Source organism: Rahnella ecdela (genome assembly GCF_019049625.1).
In the GTDB taxonomy this organism is placed as follows: domain Bacteria; phylum Pseudomonadota; class Gammaproteobacteria; order Enterobacterales; family Enterobacteriaceae; genus Rahnella; species Rahnella ecdela.
Genome location: NZ_JAFMOY010000126.1, coordinates 1 through 17,522, shown reverse-complemented (window position 1 = coordinate 17,522; position 17,522 = coordinate 1). Strand labels below are relative to the sequence as shown.

Here is a 17,522-nt window from a genome sequence, read left to right as displayed (position 1 = left end):
CTTTAGAAATCCGTCGCTAATCTGCCCAGTGGCAGGCCACCCTGAGAGGGGCAAGCGTTTTATCCAGACCATCAATTGAAAATGTGAGCAACGTTGCCGGATCTGATTTCGCGGACACACCGTTGTCCGCTTTGTTCAGAAATACGGTCAGCGTACGGGCGCCAAAAAGTTGTTTGATTTCATCGATTCCCGGCAGACCACGGCTGGACTCAATAAGGGAGTCGTTCTCCCGCAAAAACCAGTGAACGTCAGCATGGAGTTTTTCCGTGGAAATAGACAAATTCGGCTCATGATGCAGCGGCCCGGGTAAAGCAATTTGCATACGTGTAATGTTGTCTATGCAACTGAACATCAGCACAGGGCGGGGAGGCACAATCCCTATTGCAGGCGTGGTGATCACAACCGATGGAGGCTCACCAGTAGTCTGTTGCGTCAGAAAATTCGACGAGTGATCGTCGCGCACGTTTTCCTGCGCAAAAGCACGTTGCCAGGCCTCCCCCTGTACCTGCGCTTTGACCAGTGCGCTGGAAAAATCGGGATAGGCTGGCGTCAGCAAATGGTCATAGCAATCCAGCCGCACCAGAGATGCGGGTTCCTGACGGCAGGACTCCATACCACGGAGAGTGGTTTCTGCCACACTGAGGGCCGGTTTTGGCGGTTCCGCCCGCGCCAGCCAGACAGAAAAAGGCAGCAGGCAGACCAGAATTACACCACGCATAAACCGCCTTCTTCCTCAGTGAAAGTATCCTGAATATCTGCCGTAAAACGATGGTCAGTGACGGCAATGTGCACGCGTTTTATCGCCGATCCTGCGGCTAATTTTTGCAGCAACAACAACGAAAGAGGCGGCAAAACTTCACCATCAATGATGGATTCGAGCATACGCGCGCCGTTTTCAGCACGTGTCACCCGCAGCATGATTTCATCACTGACTTGTGCATCAATAATCACTTTCGCACCAAAGCGCTTGTTGAGAAGTGCCTCCAGCCTTGCCAGTTTCGCGGCAATAATGGTGATCAGCGTTTCTGCCGACAATGGCAGGAACGGAATAGTTTCCATACGTGCCAGCAGCGCAGGTTTGAAGAAATCAGCAAGCACCGGATACAGTGCTTCCTGTAGCTGTTCGGGACTGGAGGCATGCTCCACAATCACCTGATAACCCAGATTTGAAGTCAGGAAAAACACCACATTTTTGCAGTCGATCAGGCGGCCTTCGCCATCTGACATTTCACCTTTATCAAACGCCTGATAGAACAGATTGAGTACGTCCGGGTGGGCTTTTTCAACTTCGTCGAGAAGTACAACGGAATAAGGTTTTTGGCGGATAGCCTCTGTCAGCACACCGCCTTCACCGTAACCGACATAGCCGGGGGGGGAACCGATCAGCCGTGAAACGGTATGCTTTTCCTGAAACTCAGACATGTTGATGGTCGTGAGGTACTGGCGACCGCCGAAAAGCAATTCAGCCAGTTGCAGCACGGTTTCTGTTTTGCCAACGCCGCTCGGACCCGCCAGCAAAAATGCCCCCAGCGGACGGCCGGGACGGCGCAGATCGGCTCTGGCGGTCAGTAAATGTTTATGCAAATGGGCAATCGCCAGTGACTGGCCCTGGATTTTTTCGCCAAGCCAAACTGGAAGTTCGGTAATCAGTGTCATCTCACTTTGAGATAACCTGTTTAGCGGGACACCGGTCCATTCGGCAATCACCGCCGAAATTTGCCCTTTATCCACATGCGGGGAAACCAGTTTTCTGGTCTGATGCAATGTGTCGAGTTCCGCCATCAGTTCCTGCAGAATTTGCCGTTTTTCCGCTACAGATTCGCGGTCAGACTCTTCATCAGCCATGGTCAAAAAATCATGACGCAGCGCAATAATCTGATGAACCAGATCACGCTGATGCTGCCATCCGGTATCAAGCTCATTGAGTTGCTGTCCGGTTTCTTCATAAAGCCGATGCAATTCTAAAAGCCGGGTATCGTTTTGAAGCAGGCCAATACGTTGTTCGCGTTCGAGCTGGCGGATTTCCGCTTCATACTGATGCCTTTGCGTGGTCAGCGCAGAAATCTGGCGGGGCGCAGATGTTAAGTTGATCGCAACACGGGCACAGGCGGTATCCAGCACATCAATGGCTTTATCCGGCAACTGACGTCCGGATAAATAGCGTTCACTGAGCGTCGCCGCGGCCTGTAGCGCTTCGTCATCAATCAGTACACCGTGAGATTGTTCATAAACCGACGAGAGTCCGCGCAGAATAATGGTGGCTTCGGCCGCCGTCGGTTCCGTCACTTTCACCGGCTGGAAGCGGCGGGAAAGTGCCGCATCTTTTTCAAAATACTTTTTGTATTCGCTCCAGGTAGTAGCCGCGATAGTTTTAAGCTCGCCACGTGCCAGAGCAGGTTTGAGCAGATTAGAGATATCCAATCCTCCTTGCTGATTGCCTGCACCGATCAGCGTATGCGCTTCATCGATAAATATAATGACAGGGACAGGTGACTGCTTAACTTCCGCCATGATGTTTTTAAAGCGCTTCTCAAACTCACCTTTGACGGAAGCTCCTGCCTGTAAAGCTCCTAAATCGAGAGTGACCAGTTCGGTATTGCGTAATTTTTCCGGGACCCGTCCGGCAACGATACGCATTGCCAGCCCTTCGATGAGTGCACTTTTCCCGACTCCGGCCTCACCGACCACAATTGGATTGTTTTTGCGGCGGCGGCAGAGGATGTCGATCATCAAATCGATTTCATTATCGCGACACAGCACCGGATCGAGTTTCCCGTTGCGGGCATCTTCTGTCACGTTAGCGGAATAACGCGCCAGCATGCTTTCTTCACCATTATGCAGGGGGTGACTTTTTCCTGCATCTTCAGGGATCGCCGATTCCGCGGACTCTCTCGTCCAGACGAAAAAATTCAGCCGAAGCAAATCGCGATTGATTTGCGCCAGAAGCTGCGTCGCAGCCGGCGTCACATAACGAAGCGGGGAGTGAAGCAGGGCAAGCAGCAAAATCCCTCCACGCAACTGAGTGACCTGCATATCCGCAGAGGCCAGCAGCCAGGCATCTTTCAGCCACTCCACCAGCAAAGGAGAAAAACTTGGATAACTCGTCCCGACGGAATTTCCCCGCTGTCCGCCGGTCAGCGTTATCGCAGCGAGCAATTCATCCGCATCAATTCCCGCCTGTTCAACGATGACGCGCACATCACTGCGCGGTGTCATCAGCATTTGGGACAGCACGTGGGCAACCGTAATTTCAGTTCCCTGCTGATTAACGCATTCCGCCGCTGCCAGTTCCAGCGACTGTTTTGAGAGGATATTGAGCCGGCTAACGAGCATCGGTAAATCAATCTGGATCATAGAAAACTCCTTTTTCTTATCGCAGCAAATTATTCAGCTGGTGCAAAATGTCCTGAGTCTGGGCATTAAGGCGCAGCAAATAAAACAGGTAAACTACCGCCAGCAGGACGATGCCGCCTGCGAGAAGGTGCTTAATTCCCAGACGTCGTGTCAGGTGATAAAACCCGGGGTGTCCGATTTTGTTCTGATGCAGCAGCGGGAAAGCGCTGTCGCCTCTGAGCTTGTGCAGGACGTGATGAAGGCGGCGAAAAATCTGTTCAAATTCATCGTTGTTCTGATTGCTGACTTTATATCTGCCGCGAAAGCCGAGAGAAAAACACAGATATAAAAACTCCAGCAGATCCTGATACCGCTTGGGTTCTCCCATCAGTCTTTCCAGCAGTATGAAAATCTTTTCGCCACCCCAGGTTTCGTTATGAAAATGCACCAGCAGCGATTGTTTTACCCATTCGTTTTGCGTGGACCAGCCCTGGCCCAGTGCAGTTTCATCAATGAAAGTGCAGAGAACGTAGCGGAAAGAAATGATGGTTCCGGGTTCGTAACCATGATTTTGCAGCAATTGTTCAATGGCGCGGATATCGGTGACCACCTGACCAAACAGGTGTTCCGGTAATCCACGGCTGCTCATACTTTTCAGGCGCAAAACCATTCCCAGCAAAGGTGTGGCTGCATCAATCATTGTATTAAGGCTATTACCGCGCAGTGTCAGGCGATAAAGACGGTGGCTGTCTTCATTTACGTCTTCCGGGACGAAGGCTGAAACCGCAGATATGTCGCTCATTGCGTTATCCCCTTATTGCCCAAAGCTGAAGGTCTAATTCTGGGAATGAACCGGAGACGTGCAACGCAATGCCATTGTGTTTAACGATTTCTGCCCAGCCGACACTGTTTTTATCCAGCGAGAAATAGACATAGTTGGCGTGGTAGGGGATCTGGCGCGGCGCGGTTGAAAGAGACGTCAGCTGAACGCCGGGCACCTGCACGCTGACCACATTACGGATCCTTTCGACAGAACTGATTTTGGATTGCTGTACGAACTGCCGTTGCAAAGTGTCATGAGGAATTTGCGATTTAACGGCCAGAATGAACGTTGCGGATTTCAGTAAGGAGAGGTCGTTAACCAGCGCGACGTAAATACCGTCCATATAACTGAACGGCAGGTTCATGGCTCGCGGAGCCAGTACGGTGCTCAGCGCTTTCCGCAAACGCATCATGATCTGATTATACGTTTCGGTCAGATGTTCCTGCTGGTAAGGCTCGATATTTTCCGGTAAACGGTCATCCTCGGTGAACGTCACCATTTCCCCGTAAAGAGAGATCAGATCGACATAAAAAGTTTCCGGGTGTAGTCGTAATAAACTGGCGCGATGGGAAAATTTGAGCTGATTGCGGTTGAACATCTGCAACATCATAAATTCAGCGACATCGGCAATACCCTGCTGCGAAGGCGAACCTATCCGGCTGGCGAGTTCTTTTGCCCGACTTTCCACGGCAGAAGTGATTTCATCAAGGTATCTTTTTAATGCGGTGCTGGCATGAACGGTCTGGCAGCCCGGAATGAAGTCGGGATCTAAATCCAGCCTGCCATCGGGATGACGGTTTTTAATCCGACAAACAGGGATCGTGACCCAGGAGCTCAGATCTTCCGCGCCGCTCATCAGTCGCGGGATCAGCTGTCCTAACGCTAACTGGCTGGCATCACCTTCGTTCGTGTGCAGATCACGTACGTCGTTGTAATTTATCCGGTAACGACCGGAGCTCTGACCGGCGCTGTGCATCCCCTCAACTTCATTGATGACATCGCTGATAATCGGCAGTACCAGATAAATATCCCGGCTGCTGGCAGATTTCAGTTCGCTGATGAGCAGAGGAGAGGGCAGAATATCCTGGTCGGGGATACTGAAAAAAGTGCCATCGGACATACATCCGACAGCCCGGTTGAGGCTGATTTTGCCGTGCTTTAGCTGGGTTTCATCGATATCGAGCTCGGTAAATCCCCAGGTAAGATTACTGATCGACGATAAACGATTGCTGATGACATAATCGATATGTCGTTGATGTTGCTGGAAGTGTTGTGGTTTTACAAACAATCCTTCCTGCCAGATCACTTTGTTTTTCATTGTTGCCACGATCATTCATCCTCTTTTTTAAATTCGATACTGTTGTCGCGGACATGCACCAGCAGGTGGTAGTGATGACCTGTGGCACTCACGCGCTCAATCGCTTTCCATTCAGTTACCTGATCGTCCGAAAAATACGCGACGACGCCGATGTATTGCGTCGCTGGCACCAGTTTCGTTGGCGGTAATGTTTTCATTGTGTCTGGCAGTAAATTGAAATCCTGGTGGTCGATGTAATTTTTGCCCAGAACCTCATCCAGCTTTGTCGTGGTTATCTGGTCGAAATCGGCTACACGCAGCTTTGAGTCTTCACTCATATAAATTAGCTGGACACTCACCGGCGAAGCCTCGCCGCTATCATTTGCATTGATACCCGGCTCAGTCAGCATGGTGACTCTGATTTCGGAAGGCTGATCATCCTGACTGCCCACCTTGATATCGGGGTGAGCGATGACCTGACCGAGTTTTTTGATGGTCTGGCATCCCGTTAAGCTCCCGGTCATCAGGCAAATTAATGATATTGAAAGAGCAACACGCCATCTCATGATGCGTCCGGCTCCCGGCTTGCCTGTCGCAATACCCGGTCATAGACCTGGGCATAGACTTCATTGAACAGCTTTTCAAAACCCAGCTGGCGGCTTGAAGCCAGTTCTTCGTAATAGTTGCAATACATACGCCATGCCCACGCATCGTCGATTTCCTGGCGCTGTTCATTACTGCGACGATATTGCGCGAAACGTTGTATCAGTTGCGCAGGCGATAATGCGTCGAGCATCATTCTTAATGCTTCAACAATGGCCATCTGATTGGCCTGATTATGGTGTTTTATATTGCGAAGACTTTCTGAAACCGCGGCAGGCGCAGAAAGGTGTACCGGACTTTTCTGCTCCGCAAACAGGACATTCAGCGCCGTCTCGTAATTCAGACTCAGGCGCAGCGGGTTATCTTCCAGCGGGCGTAAGTGTTTGTCAGAAAGACTGTTTTGCTGAAACTGCAGATCAAGCAATCCTCTGACCGCTGCCTGTAATGTGCGGCCGATTTCTTCTAAGAAATCATCGGCATCCTGCGAGTTTTGCAGCGGAAGAGCATGACCTAAACCTCGCATCAGCGGCGTTATCGCCACATGCCGGTGTGTCATATTGTGGTCGTGGTTTTCGGGTTCGTAAGCGTCTTGAGTATGAATATCGGGCAGGTCCATGAAATTATTGTCAATTCCACCTTTAGGAAGATGATCAGAGCCCGGAGCAACCCGTGCAGGACGGTGGGAATATTGCAGTTCAGAGGTGTCATCAAACGCAGAAAAGGTTGCGTGATGTGTGGTTAGCGTTTCTTTTTGCAAAGCCGCCAGTGGATCCTGAGAAAAGCTGTTCACCAGTGTTGGCGCGATTTCCCGGTGGGGAGCATTGCTGTGATAGCTGGGCTGCCCTTCGGTATTCAGAAGCGTTTCCGTTAGCATATCTCGGTTCATGACAATCGTTTCTGGCGTTGCGTTTTGTGTGTCATAACCGGTGGGATCACCAAGGTGGAACTGTGCTTTTATACACAGTGAACCGATAAAGATTTCATCCCCCTGACGAAGACGAATGAGTCCGGAGTTAGCCGGAACAGCCGCCTGATTTATCCGCAGATTTTGAGTGAAAACATGCAGGCAAAAATTGCCGTCATGCCAGCGCATAGCGCAGGCTTTTTCTTCGATGCTGTGCTGTCTGTCCTGAACTGACCAGTAGCAGGTTTGGGCGTGACCAATCTCGCCTCCTTCTGTGGTGAACAGGCATTTTGCCGCCCGGCCACTTTCCAGTTCATTACCGTTCATAACCTGTAATGAGAGTGATGGCTGTTGTTTGTCCTCTGCCATACTGCGCTCCGTTTATTTATGCTCTGATTACGATCTCACGACGATAGTTACGTGAGGATGCTGTTCGGGCTGCCCGATAAAACTGGTCCATCCCAGCAGTGAATTTTGTTCATCACCCAGCGTCATGCCTCCCACTTGTTTCGGTGCGATACCCAGTCGTAAATCCCAGGCAAACTGGTCACGTAAAATGAAGGCTACGAATAGGGTGAGAGGTAAAAAATTTTCGCCGTTGGGGAGAAAAGATAAAAAATCCGACCTTGATAAATTATCTATACATAATAAAAACTTACCGCCACGATCAGGCACTTTATCGCCCAGGGAAAAATTAACGCCGAGTGTGGATTTCTCAGTGTGTTTACCTGCCTTAAGCAAGCGGACACCCAACCGGTTTTGTTGGTCTGACTTGATGTTCATTTTGCGTAGCTGCCAGCCACGCAATGTGACGTCTTCCAGGTCAAAACAGTGAGAGATCAGGCTGCAAACGACTTCAGGTGATCTCCCCGGATTTGCCAGTGCGCCTGCATAGGCCAGCATTTTGCTGTGATTAATCTCTAGCCGTCCGCGGATGCTGTGGCTTCCGAGACCAACCAGTGAATACATTCGCTGTGAGAATTCGTCCGTCCCCCCGTTGCGGAAACAGACGAAATAACGATATTTACGCCAGATGTGATAAACAAACTGACTCCAGCGGTGGACGAACATGTCGAGGAAATCAGTCAACTTTCTTTCGCCCTGAGCAGATTCCCAGGCGAGATTATCCAGGTAATATCCGGGGAGCGGAGACTGGCTGCCGTGAAGCCCCAGAAACGTCGTTGTCATAATGAACTGGCTGGATTTATTTTGGCCGAGCGCCTGCACATCGCTTATGGGAAAAGCAATGCTGGCATCCGCCTGAAAACGAACCACTTCATTTTCTGGCTCAGTTTGCAAAGAAATAGAGTCATAGTTTCCGGTGCGCTTATAAATAGCCTCGACCAGAGCGTAGAAGTTATATCGGCTTATATCGCTAAATAACCCATCAGAGGTTAAATCAGCGCGTGCTGACCTATTCTTTCCGGCCATTCGTAGCACTCCTGATTATCGATATTGACCACTTTTAATTCGTGGAAGCTATTAATGCTGCAGTAAAGCGAAAAGAAATGAGAAAGCACCGTACCTAACAAATACAAATCACCTTCGCAGACAAAAGGTGCCTGACGAATATAAAGCGTGGATGCCAGGCCTCTCACGGGTACACCCTTAAATAAGTGATCGACAGGGTGAGTTTCAATCTGCTCCATAGCGTCAAGTTTTTGCTGTGACAAACGGGCTGCCTGGGGATGATGTATACCGGGCAAATCGTATGTCCTAAGGATTTGTTTAAGTGCATCAATATCCAGTAATGACAAATAGTTAAGGCTCATATTTGACAATAATGACCAGTGCAGACTGCCATCAAGAACCGGATAAAGTGGCAGCGAAGGGCGTGTGACATTGCGAAAAGATGTTATGGCTGGTTCTTTGCCATTGGCGCGGCAAATGTCTCCGGTTTTAAGTTGAGAAGGCAGATCGCGGTTAGTGCAGGTCAAAGCCACTGAGGCTATTTCATGATTTTCGCCAGAATAGGTTCTCTTTTGAACGGCGCCATCGCCATGCACAAATGAAATATGGTGTTCAAATCCCTGATAGATTAATGAGGGTTGCGTTTTAACCCGATAATATAAAGCTTCGCGCTGTTGCGAATATTCCACCTGATGCTGGAAACTTTCAAAGGAGGTATAACTTCTTGTCATGTTATCAGCGGCTTTACCGTCCTCATTTTCTCTTTGCCATCCGCTTTCAACATTATCCACTGAGAAAATGTCGTAGCATTCTGCAAGTTTATGATGTGCTTCCAGCAAATACTCTGTTGAAGTTTCATTGAGAACTATGGCTTCTGCATGCTCAGTGAAAAGATTGACTGCCGGGGTGCAATATAAACGTATTGAGTCCTGACGCAGTTTTATATCAGGTGGCAGAGGGCGGGAGAAATGTAATCGCAGAATAAATTCATCTGCCATCAGACCCTCCGTAAGCGAATGAATACCCTCAACATCAAAGAAGAAAAAACTGTCTAAATAACAGAGATATTCCTGCAGGATTCGATAGCCGCTGTAGACATTTTTGGGATAGGGCAGCAGCGCATCCTGCTTGGTAAAACCTACGGGAGAGAGCCTGAAATCCGGCAGGCGGATCGCTTTCTCACCGACAATAAGTTCGGCGTGGGTTATATATTCGCACAACCATAAATAGAGCTGATAGCGAGTGTAGTTATCATCATTTCCCAGCCATAAACGCATTTTATCGAAATCAAGAGAACGCATTTCCTGCTGTTTACTGCTGAGAAACGTAATATCCACAGAGCCTTGTTTATGACTATTGTTAGATGTCACATCAGAAATGCTCAATGGCAACAACCATACGCCACGACCGAGTGTGAATTTACATGCCGGAACCGGTTCTGAGGGAGAACCCTCCAGCATTTGTCCGGTAATTTTTCCTGAATCACTCATGACCTGAGAGCCTGCTTCGACCAGGAATGCCGTCGTGACAGTTTTAGGATCGGGAATAAACTCCATCACGGTCATACTGGGAGTCGGACGAAGATAATTTGGCCAAAGCATATTCAGCAAACTATGAGTAAGTTCTGGAAATTCGTCTTCAATTCTTGATCGCAGATTTCCTGAAAGAAAAGCAAAACCTTCCAGCAAACGTTCAACGTCGGGATCGGCTTCTTTTTCTGCCAAAAAAGGCGCCAGATGAGGTTTTTCTTTAGCCAATAATTTTCCCAGCTGACGTAAATAATCCAGCTCTTCGCGAAAATACTTTTCCTCAAATGACATGATGCCTAATCCAGTTGGTAATGGTGGTAATTATCGAGCTGCATGTTGAATTCAACGACATCCCTGAGCCCGTTAAAATCGATATGCGCGACAATATGGAAATTAAGATCCATAGGGTTGTATCCGTCGTTATTTACTGCCTGAACCTGTGCCTTTTTAACCCGCGGCTCAAAATGTTCGATACATTCTTCAATGGCGTGTTCAACGGTTTTTCGAAAATCAGCCGAGGTGGCAGTGGCGTCATTAAGATCAATCACGCCTAATTCCGAGGTGCTCTGACAGCTACCAGGCCGGGCATTCAGAATGTTGCGCAAGTTTCTTTTTATCGACATTTGCAATCTTTCAATCTGTATTGCACGGGAAAATCCTGAAGACTCGCCCCCGATACGTTCAAACAAACTGGCGGAAACATCCCGTTTACGGCCTGGCGTACTCATTGCTATTCCTTATCAAGCCTGCCGACCAGAGATAATTCGAAGTTAGCTCCCATATATTTGAAATGCGGACGTACAGAAATTGCGACCTGATACCAACCCGGATCACCATCGACATCCAGCACATCAATTTTGGCTGCCCGCAATGGTTTGCGGCTGCGGACATCGGCGGGTGGATTTTCCTGGTCGGCGATATATTGCTTGATCCAATTATTCAGCTCGCGTTCCAGATCATTACGCACCTTCCACGACCCGATTTGCTCACGCTGCAGGACTTTTATGTAGTGAGCCAGGCGGTTGATGATGAACATGTAGGGTAACTGAGTCCCCAGCTTGTAATTCGTTTCAGCAACTTTACCTTCTGGTGTTCCCGGGAATTTTCGTGGTTTTTGCGCTGAGTTCGCGGAGAAGAATGCCGCGTTGTTACTGCCCTTGCGCATGGTCAGCGTGATAAAACCTTCCTCCGCCAATTCAAATTCACGGCGATCAGTCACCAGGATTTCTGTCGGGATTTTGGCCTGGGTTTGACCCATTGCTTCAAATAGATGAACCGGCAGATCATTGACTGCGCCACCACTTTGCGGACCGATAATGTTCGGGCACCAGCGGTACTTAGCGAAGCTATCCGTCAGGCTGCTGGCCAGAAGATAAGCCGTATTGCCCCACAAATAATCTTCATGATTGTGGCTAACATCTTCCTGGTAATTGAATTTCTTCACCGGATTTTCAACAGGGGAGTAAGGCAGTCGTAACAGAAAACGTGGTGCAGTCAGACCCAGATAGCGGGCATCTTCCGTTTCACGAAGCGCACGCCACTTGGTGTAAGAAGGGCCTTCAAAAATGGAGGAGATATCTTTAATCGTCGGTAATTCAGTAAACGAATTCAGGCCAAAGAAATTCGGCGAAACGGATGTCAGGAACGGAGCGTGAGCCATTGCTCCTACGGCGCTGACATAGCTGAGCAGTTTCATATCCTGCGCACTGTTATTGAATGCGTAGCTGCCTACGATTGAGGCGATCGGCTCGCCGCCAAACTGACCGTAACCGGAAGAATAAACATGTTTATAGAAACCTGATTGAACAATTTCAGGCGCAAATTCAAAGTCTTCCAGCAGCTCTTCTTTAGTAGCATGGAGGATATTGATTTTGATGTTTTCTTTAAAATCAGTTCTGTCTACCAGCAGCTTCATTGAGCGCCAGAATGATTCGACCTGCTGGAAGGATTCCGCATGCAGAATATTGTTCATCTGCTTGCTGAGTTTGCTATCAAGTTCGGCAATCATACGATCAACCGCAAGTTTGTTGACCGGTTCTGCGTGGCTGCCCGTTTCCAGGATACTGGTAACAAATGCAGCAACGCCCTGACGTGCCACATCATATCCATCCGATTCAGGCTGAATGCGAGTTTGCGCCATAATTTCATCCAGCAATGACTTCTGCGGTACAGCAGATTTTGCAATTGCAGATGACAGTTCTTCCTGTAATGACATAGTGAAAATCCCTTTTTGATTTACGCCTTATTGACGATATCGAGCTCTTTCAAAAGTTGCGCGCGTGAGTCTTCCTGATCGAGCAAGGCCTGCAACTGAGAACGGAAAGCGGGCACGTTTCCCATCGGGCCTTTGAGAGCAACCAGGGCTTCTCTTAACTCAAGGAGTTTTCTCAGTTCAGGAACTTGTTTTACGATGTTGTCCGGCGAAAAATCTTCTATAGACTTGATATCAAGCTCGACCTGAACTTCCTCACCTTTTTTATTACTGAGTGAGTTTGCAACACTAAAATTCAGGCTGATGCCCGTTTCACTCATGATTGAATTAAAGTTGTTTTTATTGATAGATACCGCTGAACGCTCATCGAGGGGGGCATCTTCAGGACGGCCTTTCATGTCGCCAACAACCAGAAGATTGAGTGGTAATTCTACTTCAGAGCTTAATCCGTCCGCTTTGGGCACATAGCGAATATTAATTCTTTCTTTAGGTGCAACACTGCCATCTTTGGTATTGCTCATGCTGAATCATCCTTAATGTTACATACCCGCCAGTTATATGATTGGCTTTTGTTGATAGAAGTTAGGCTGAGATCTGTTTTATCCGCCCGGGCGTAATTTAATGCTATGGGAGTGATTTGATAATCGTTAAATTACCACTATCAAATTTTGTTTGTATATAAATATCATTAAAAAATTAAATTGAAATATTTATTTAAAATTGATGATCTCACCAAGTCATATCTATCCATATGATTTTATTTGATTTATTTTTATTCGCTTCAATGCTTTTATCATTGTGTTATATATTTTTGTTTTTAGGTATTCATACTGGCTATTCATTTTTATTGCTTGCCGATATGCCGGTTTTTTTCTTGTTTTATAGTTTATTCTTTGATGCTATTTTCGATGCTGAGTCTGTTAGGTTAATTCTTTCTGTTTATAGTAATTGATTTCTAAATTAGTTTCTAAAGTTGTTTCTAAAAATGAAATTCAAGCCGGTTTATTTGGCTGATTTCTTTGTTGCTTTCTCTGTAATGGAGATTCAGAAAGTAAATTGATTTAAATAACAGATCTCATTCTTAATAAAACTGGTGTTAATCATTTACAAGGAGTTTTACGATGCCTACCCCATGTTATATCTCAATGAACGGCCAAACCCAGGGCAATATCACCGCAGGTGCTTTTACTTCTGAATCAGTCGGTAATATTTATGTTCAGGGGCATGAAAACGAAATGCTGGTACAGGAGTTCCAACATATCGTTACCGTTCCAACCGATCCGCAATCAGGTCAGCCAGCCGGGCAGCGTGCACACAAGCCGTTTATTTTCACTGTCGCACTGAATAAAGCGGTTCCTTTGCTTTATAACGCACTGGCTTCCGGTGAAATGCTGCCGACCACTGAGATGAAGTGGTACCGCACGTCGGTTGAAGGGAAGCAGGAACATTTCTTCACCACCCGTCTGACTGATTCCACCATCGTGGATATCAATTGTCATATGCCTCATTGCCAGGATCCCGCCAAACGCGAATTCACCCAATTGATCGAAGTCTCTTTGGCTTACCGCAAAATTGAGTGGGAACACGTATCGGCTGGTACTTCTGGCGCTGATGACTGGCGCGCACCGCTGGAATCATAATTTTCGGCTAATAAGTTCGCCCTGCATGAGGAGTGCAGGGCGTTAACTTTGTGCCTTCAGGGACTCTGACAATGCCTCTACACGGAACCCGCTTTACCTTCATGGCTGGCAGCGTGGCTAAAGACACCTTTGCTGTCGTGAGCTTTCAGCTATCTCAGGCCTACTCCGAACTCTTTACGCTGGATGTCACACTGGCCAGCAGTGATCCGGCGATTGGCTTTGAAAAAGTATTGGATGAAATGGCGACTCTGACTATCTGGCAGGGCGAAGAAATCAAACGACGGGTGCGCGGTATCGTGACCTTTTGCGAACAGGGCGATACCGGTAAACATCAGACACTGTATCGCCTGACCATCCGTCCCAACCTCTGGCGCAGCGCACAGCGCCGCAACTGCCGCAGTTTTCAGAACCTCGATATTGAGGGCATTCTCCAGCCACTGCTCAAAGAAATGGGCATCGTCAAATACGATACCCTGTTTCGCGCCCGGCACGACTGGCGGGAGTTTTGCGTGCAGTTTATGGAAAGCGACTACGAATTTATCCGGCGCCTGATTGCTGAAGAAGGCATTTTCTTTTTTGAAGAAGAATATCTCAAAGCCAACGATCAGAAACTGGCTTTTGCCGACAACTGTACGGCGCTGACCAGCATGGGCAAGATCCCCTACAACCCCAATGCGGCCTCCGAAGCCGAGACGTATTGCATCAATAATTTCCGCCGCAGCGCGCAAATCCGGCCTTCGCAGGTGACGTTGCAGGATTACACCTTCACCGCCCCGAACTGGCCGGCGCAATTTCAGGACCAGCCGCGGCGGATGCCCTATCAGCATGCGGCTTATGAAATATTTGATTATCCCGGACGCTTTAAAGACGAACAGCACGGCGAAGATTTTGCCCGTTATCAGATTGATGGCTGGCGTAATAACGCGGATATGGTCTCCGGAACGTCTAATTCCCCGCGCATGCAGCCGGGTTTGTGCTTTGCGCTGACGGATCACCCCCGTGCGGATTTGAACTCTCAGTGGCAGGTGGTCGCCTGTGAAATTCAGGGCGACCAGCCGCAGGCGCTGATAGGCAACGAAGGTCAGGGAACCACACTTTCCAGCCACTTTCAGGTGATCCCGGCGTCGCAAACGTGGCGGTCGGTACCGCATCCCAAACCGCGCATTGACGGCCCGCAGATTGCCATTGTTACCGGCCCGCCGGGAGAAGAAATCTTCTGCGATGAGCACGGGCGCGTGCGGGTGAAATTTGCCTGGGATCGTTACAACAAAGCCAACGAAGGCAGTTCGTGCTGGATCCGCGTCTCGCAGGCATGGGCAGGCACCGGTTTTGGCAACATCGCCATTCCGCGCGTCGGCCAGGAAGTGATCGTCGATTTCCTCAACGGCGACCCGGACCAACCGATCATCACCGGCCGCACCTATCACGCCAGCAACCGCTCACCCGGCAGTTTACCCGGCACCAAAACGCAGATGGCGATCCGCTCGCAAACCTACAAAGGCAGCGGTTACAACGAGCTGATGTTTGAAGATGCCACCGCACAGGAATTGCTGTCGATCCATGCCCAGAAGGACATGAAGACCAAGGTGCTGAATAACCGGATGACGGATGTGACGGTTGACCACACAGAGACGGTGGGCAAAGGGCAGACGGTGACGGTCGGTAAGAAAAAAGAGGCGGGCCACGACCAGAAAGTGAAGGTGGCGAATGATCAAACGGTGACAGTGGATAATGATCAACGGCTGACTGTGACCAGAGACCGGCACACCAAGGTCGGTAACGATCAGTTCAACGACGTGACAGGCGCTGATTATCAAAAAGTAGTGAAATCTCAAGATATCAGGGTTGGCGAGAATTACACGCTGACGGTAACCGATGACTTAACTATCAATGTCGGCGGTAGCCTATTAAAAATGAATAAGGAACATATCGAGCTTACTTGCGGATCCAGTTCAATGAAGCTCACTAACTCTGGAAAAGTGACGATCAACGGTACCGAGTTCCAGTTTGCGGCCAGCGGGTTAGTAAAAATCAACGGCAAAAAAGTGGATATCAATTAACACAGGGAATGTGGCGATGATTGAACTGCAGAATTACACACCTTTTCCGCATATGACGTTTGAGAAGTACGGGGTATATGGCGCACTTTTCGACGTGATCGTTTTTCGGGGAACCTTTCGCCTGAAAGGAAGTGGTCTGCTGGCTGATTTGGCTGAGGATCAACGTCCACTGGTGATGGCCGATGAATATCACGATGATCCTCAGACAAGTAGCCTGAAATTTGAAACGGCTTAGTGCTGTATAAAAAGCAGCCCGATATTCATGTTATCGGTCTGGCCCATGCAGAAAAAGAACGCCCGGTCGCTGGCTGGGCCCGCTAGCATCAGCGTGGGTAACTTTACGAAATCACTCCACATTCACGGCCCGTGTCAGTGGGAATATCATCATAATAGTTGGCAACTGACACCGCCAAAACCCATTTCACAAATACCGTTGCGATATGAATATGCTTTCGGCGGTTGCTGGATTGATGTTGATGGAACAGAACAAGTTTTCCAGCAAAATCCCGTCGGGAGTGGTTATTATCCTGATATTAATCAGTTGGATACATCATCGTCATATTTTGCCCCGCAAATTGACGACGGGCAATTTTCGGCCCTTGCATATACCAGCGTCCCGCAGGGATTGGGACCTATGTCGCGCTGGTGAGACCCTCGCTTAAAATTTGCCGGTACTTACGATGACGCGTGGCGTTCCAGCCGCTTTCCACTGCTACCCGATGATTTTGATGTTCAGTTTTATCAGTCAGCGCACCCAGAGATGCGTTACCCCGAATTTCTCAGTGGCCGAAAACCCATACTTCTTAAAGGCCTGCTTCCCGAATCTCCCCAGATACTCACAGCCCTTCCGGAATACAAACCGGTTTGTGTGCTGACTGATGAAAAAAACCATCACCATACGCTGGCACCTAATCTCGACACGCTGACGTTCGATTTGGATGAAAGGCTTATCCATGCCACATGGCGGTTAACGATACCGCGATCACTGAACTTTCGTGAAGGAGTTCTGGGCTGCATTGTACCCGCGATGACTAAAGGAGCCTGCTATGGCGGATAAGCACATAGCCGATGGAGAGGCGGCATTTAGGGCGGTGAGTTCTGTACCTGATGTTTGTATTGTGGGGATCGTGCCCGTGCCTTTTGACAGTTTCCAGACGCTTGTCAGGAAAAAGCAGTATGCCAGCACGGTTTCTGCACGGGGATATTCTGTTTTAAATGTCGGATCAGTGATGGCAGGCAGCCAAAGTAATCTCGGGTCAGGAGTTGCTTCCGGCACGTCACTGTCGAGTGGTGATTGCGTCATTTTAACTGGCAGCCCGACCGTCAGCGTTGAAGGGAAACCGGTGGCCCGTCACGGTTCTCAGGTTGGCATGAATAATATGAACTATATTGGTTCATTGCTCACTCTGGTCGAACCGCCGCTTGTCAGTGTTGAAAATAACGTTATTCCTTGTAATAACCCACCAGTAAGTTCTCCCGCTCTTGAGCAGACGAAAGCCAAAAAAGAGGGGATGAAAAGTAGTTTACTGGGTTCGGTGCGCAGCGCCGTGGATGTGAGTGATTTTCTTAAGCCCGGAGATACTTACGCGGCAGGATTGATTGATAAGTTGCGCCTTAGGAAATTGGAAGGCGCAGGTAGCGCGGCCGAATTTTTTGATACAGCCAATGAAATAGGCGCAGGCGCTTTGCGGGGAGTTCTCGGGGTGGGGGG

At 48.9% G+C, this 17,522-nt stretch carries 14 protein-coding genes and 1 pseudogene; 4 read left to right on the top strand and 11 right to left on the bottom strand.

Annotated features, from left to right (window positions below):
• Positions 1-16: 16 nt before the first annotated feature.
• The 11 genes from vasI to tssB are packed head-to-tail and all read right to left on the bottom strand — an operon-like array spanning position 17 to position 12,632.
• On the bottom strand, positions 17-718 hold the full coding sequence (vasI, locus tag J1784_RS12630; protein WP_217149524.1) for a type VI secretion system-associated protein VasI: 702 nt from the start codon (positions 716-718) through the stop codon (positions 17-19).
• Complete coding sequence (gene tssH, locus J1784_RS12625) at positions 706-3,354, bottom strand: type VI secretion system ATPase TssH (protein ID WP_217149523.1); 2,649 nt, start codon at positions 3,352-3,354, stop codon at positions 706-708. The genes vasI and tssH overlap by 13 nt, the downstream gene beginning before the upstream one ends.
• A gap of 16 nt (positions 3,355-3,370) precedes the next feature.
• On the bottom strand, positions 3,371-4,135 hold the full coding sequence (gene icmH, locus J1784_RS12620) for a type IVB secretion system protein IcmH/DotU (protein ID WP_217149522.1): 765 nt from the start codon (positions 4,133-4,135) through the stop codon (positions 3,371-3,373).
• A 4-nt stretch (positions 4,136-4,139) separates the two neighbouring features.
• Positions 4,140-5,483, bottom strand: a complete 1,344-nt coding sequence (gene tssK, locus J1784_RS12615) for a type VI secretion system baseplate subunit TssK (protein WP_217149521.1) — start codon at positions 5,481-5,483, stop codon at positions 4,140-4,142.
• Positions 5,484-5,485: 2 nt separating this feature from the next.
• On the bottom strand, positions 5,486-6,019 hold the full coding sequence (tssJ, locus tag J1784_RS12610) for a type VI secretion system lipoprotein TssJ (RefSeq protein ID WP_217149520.1): 534 nt from the start codon (positions 6,017-6,019) through the stop codon (positions 5,486-5,488).
• Positions 6,016-7,329 carry a type VI secretion system-associated FHA domain protein TagH gene (gene tagH, locus J1784_RS12605; RefSeq protein ID WP_217149519.1) on the bottom strand — a complete coding sequence of 438 codons (1,314 nt, stop codon included), beginning with the start codon at positions 7,327-7,329 and terminating at the stop codon, positions 6,016-6,018. The genes tssJ and tagH overlap by 4 nt, the downstream gene beginning before the upstream one ends.
• Before the next feature lie 27 nt (positions 7,330-7,356).
• Positions 7,357-8,391, bottom strand: a complete 1,035-nt coding sequence (tssG, locus tag J1784_RS12600) for a type VI secretion system baseplate subunit TssG (protein ID WP_217149518.1) — start codon at positions 8,389-8,391, stop codon at positions 7,357-7,359.
• Positions 8,355-10,190: a type VI secretion system baseplate subunit TssF gene (gene tssF / locus J1784_RS12595; RefSeq protein WP_217149517.1), complete on the bottom strand. Its 1,836-nt coding sequence runs from the start codon at positions 10,188-10,190 to the stop codon at positions 8,355-8,357. Before tssF ends, tssG begins: the two co-directional genes overlap by 37 nt.
• Positions 10,191-10,195: 5 nt before the next feature.
• Positions 10,196-10,627 (bottom strand): type VI secretion system baseplate subunit TssE, encoded by a 432-nt coding sequence (gene tssE, locus J1784_RS12590; RefSeq protein ID WP_217149516.1) that lies wholly within the window; start codon positions 10,625-10,627, stop codon positions 10,196-10,198.
• Between the two features lie 2 nt (positions 10,628-10,629).
• Positions 10,630-12,114: a type VI secretion system contractile sheath large subunit gene (gene tssC, locus J1784_RS12585; RefSeq protein ID WP_217149515.1), complete on the bottom strand. Its 1,485-nt coding sequence runs from the start codon at positions 12,112-12,114 to the stop codon at positions 10,630-10,632.
• A 20-nt stretch (positions 12,115-12,134) separates the two neighbouring features.
• A complete protein-coding gene (gene tssB, locus J1784_RS12580; RefSeq protein ID WP_217149514.1) occupies positions 12,135-12,632 on the bottom strand; it encodes a type VI secretion system contractile sheath small subunit in 498 nt (165 codons plus the stop codon).
• A 600-nt stretch (positions 12,633-13,232) separates the two neighbouring features.
• On the opposite strand from tssB, the gene J1784_RS12575 reads away from it, so the two are divergent.
• From J1784_RS12575 to J1784_RS12550, 4 genes and pseudogenes are all read left to right on the top strand, one after another.
• Positions 13,233-13,751, top strand: a complete 519-nt coding sequence (locus tag J1784_RS12575) for an Hcp family type VI secretion system effector (protein ID WP_120135321.1) — start codon at positions 13,233-13,235, stop codon at positions 13,749-13,751.
• Between the two features lie 71 nt (positions 13,752-13,822).
• On the top strand, positions 13,823-15,811 hold the full coding sequence (gene tssI / locus J1784_RS12570; RefSeq protein WP_217149513.1) for a type VI secretion system tip protein TssI/VgrG: 1,989 nt from the start codon (positions 13,823-13,825) through the stop codon (positions 15,809-15,811).
• A 16-nt stretch (positions 15,812-15,827) separates the two neighbouring features.
• A pseudogene (locus J1784_RS26500) lies at positions 15,828-16,868 on the top strand (DUF2169 family type VI secretion system accessory protein).
• Positions 16,858-17,522 (top strand): PAAR-like domain-containing protein (locus J1784_RS12550; protein ID WP_217149510.1); only part of this gene is annotated, 665 nt, incomplete at its 3' end. The pseudogene J1784_RS26500 and the gene J1784_RS12550, both read left to right, overlap by 11 nt.

Excerpts from the sequence above, each read along its gene's own strand:
- vasI (WP_217149524.1), bottom strand. The coding sequence starts at position 718 with ATGCGTGGTGTAATTCTGGTCTGCCTGCTGCCTTTTTCTGTCTGGCTG.
- tssH (WP_217149523.1), bottom strand. The coding sequence starts at position 3,354 with ATGATCCAGATTGATTTACCGATGCTCGTTAGCCGGCTCAATATCCTC.
- icmH (WP_217149522.1), bottom strand. The coding sequence starts at position 4,135 with ATGAGCGACATATCTGCGGTTTCAGCCTTCGTCCCGGAAGACGTAAAT.
- tssJ (WP_217149520.1), bottom strand. The coding sequence starts at position 6,019 with ATGAGATGGCGTGTTGCTCTTTCAATATCATTAATTTGCCTGATGACC.
- tagH (WP_217149519.1), bottom strand. The coding sequence starts at position 7,329 with ATGGCAGAGGACAAACAACAGCCATCACTCTCATTACAGGTTATGAAC.
- tssG (WP_217149518.1), bottom strand. The coding sequence starts at position 8,391 with ATGGCCGGAAAGAATAGGTCAGCACGCGCTGATTTAACCTCTGATGGG.
- tssF (WP_217149517.1), bottom strand. The coding sequence starts at position 10,190 with ATGTCATTTGAGGAAAAGTATTTTCGCGAAGAGCTGGATTATTTACGT.
- tssE (WP_217149516.1), bottom strand. The coding sequence starts at position 10,627 with ATGAGTACGCCAGGCCGTAAACGGGATGTTTCCGCCAGTTTGTTTGAA.
- tssC (WP_217149515.1), bottom strand. The coding sequence starts at position 12,114 with ATGTCATTACAGGAAGAACTGTCATCTGCAATTGCAAAATCTGCTGTA.
- tssB (WP_217149514.1), bottom strand. The coding sequence starts at position 12,632 with ATGAGCAATACCAAAGATGGCAGTGTTGCACCTAAAGAAAGAATTAAT.
- J1784_RS12575 (WP_120135321.1), top strand. The coding sequence starts at position 13,233 with ATGCCTACCCCATGTTATATCTCAATGAACGGCCAAACCCAGGGCAAT.
- tssI (WP_217149513.1), top strand. The coding sequence starts at position 13,823 with ATGCCTCTACACGGAACCCGCTTTACCTTCATGGCTGGCAGCGTGGCT.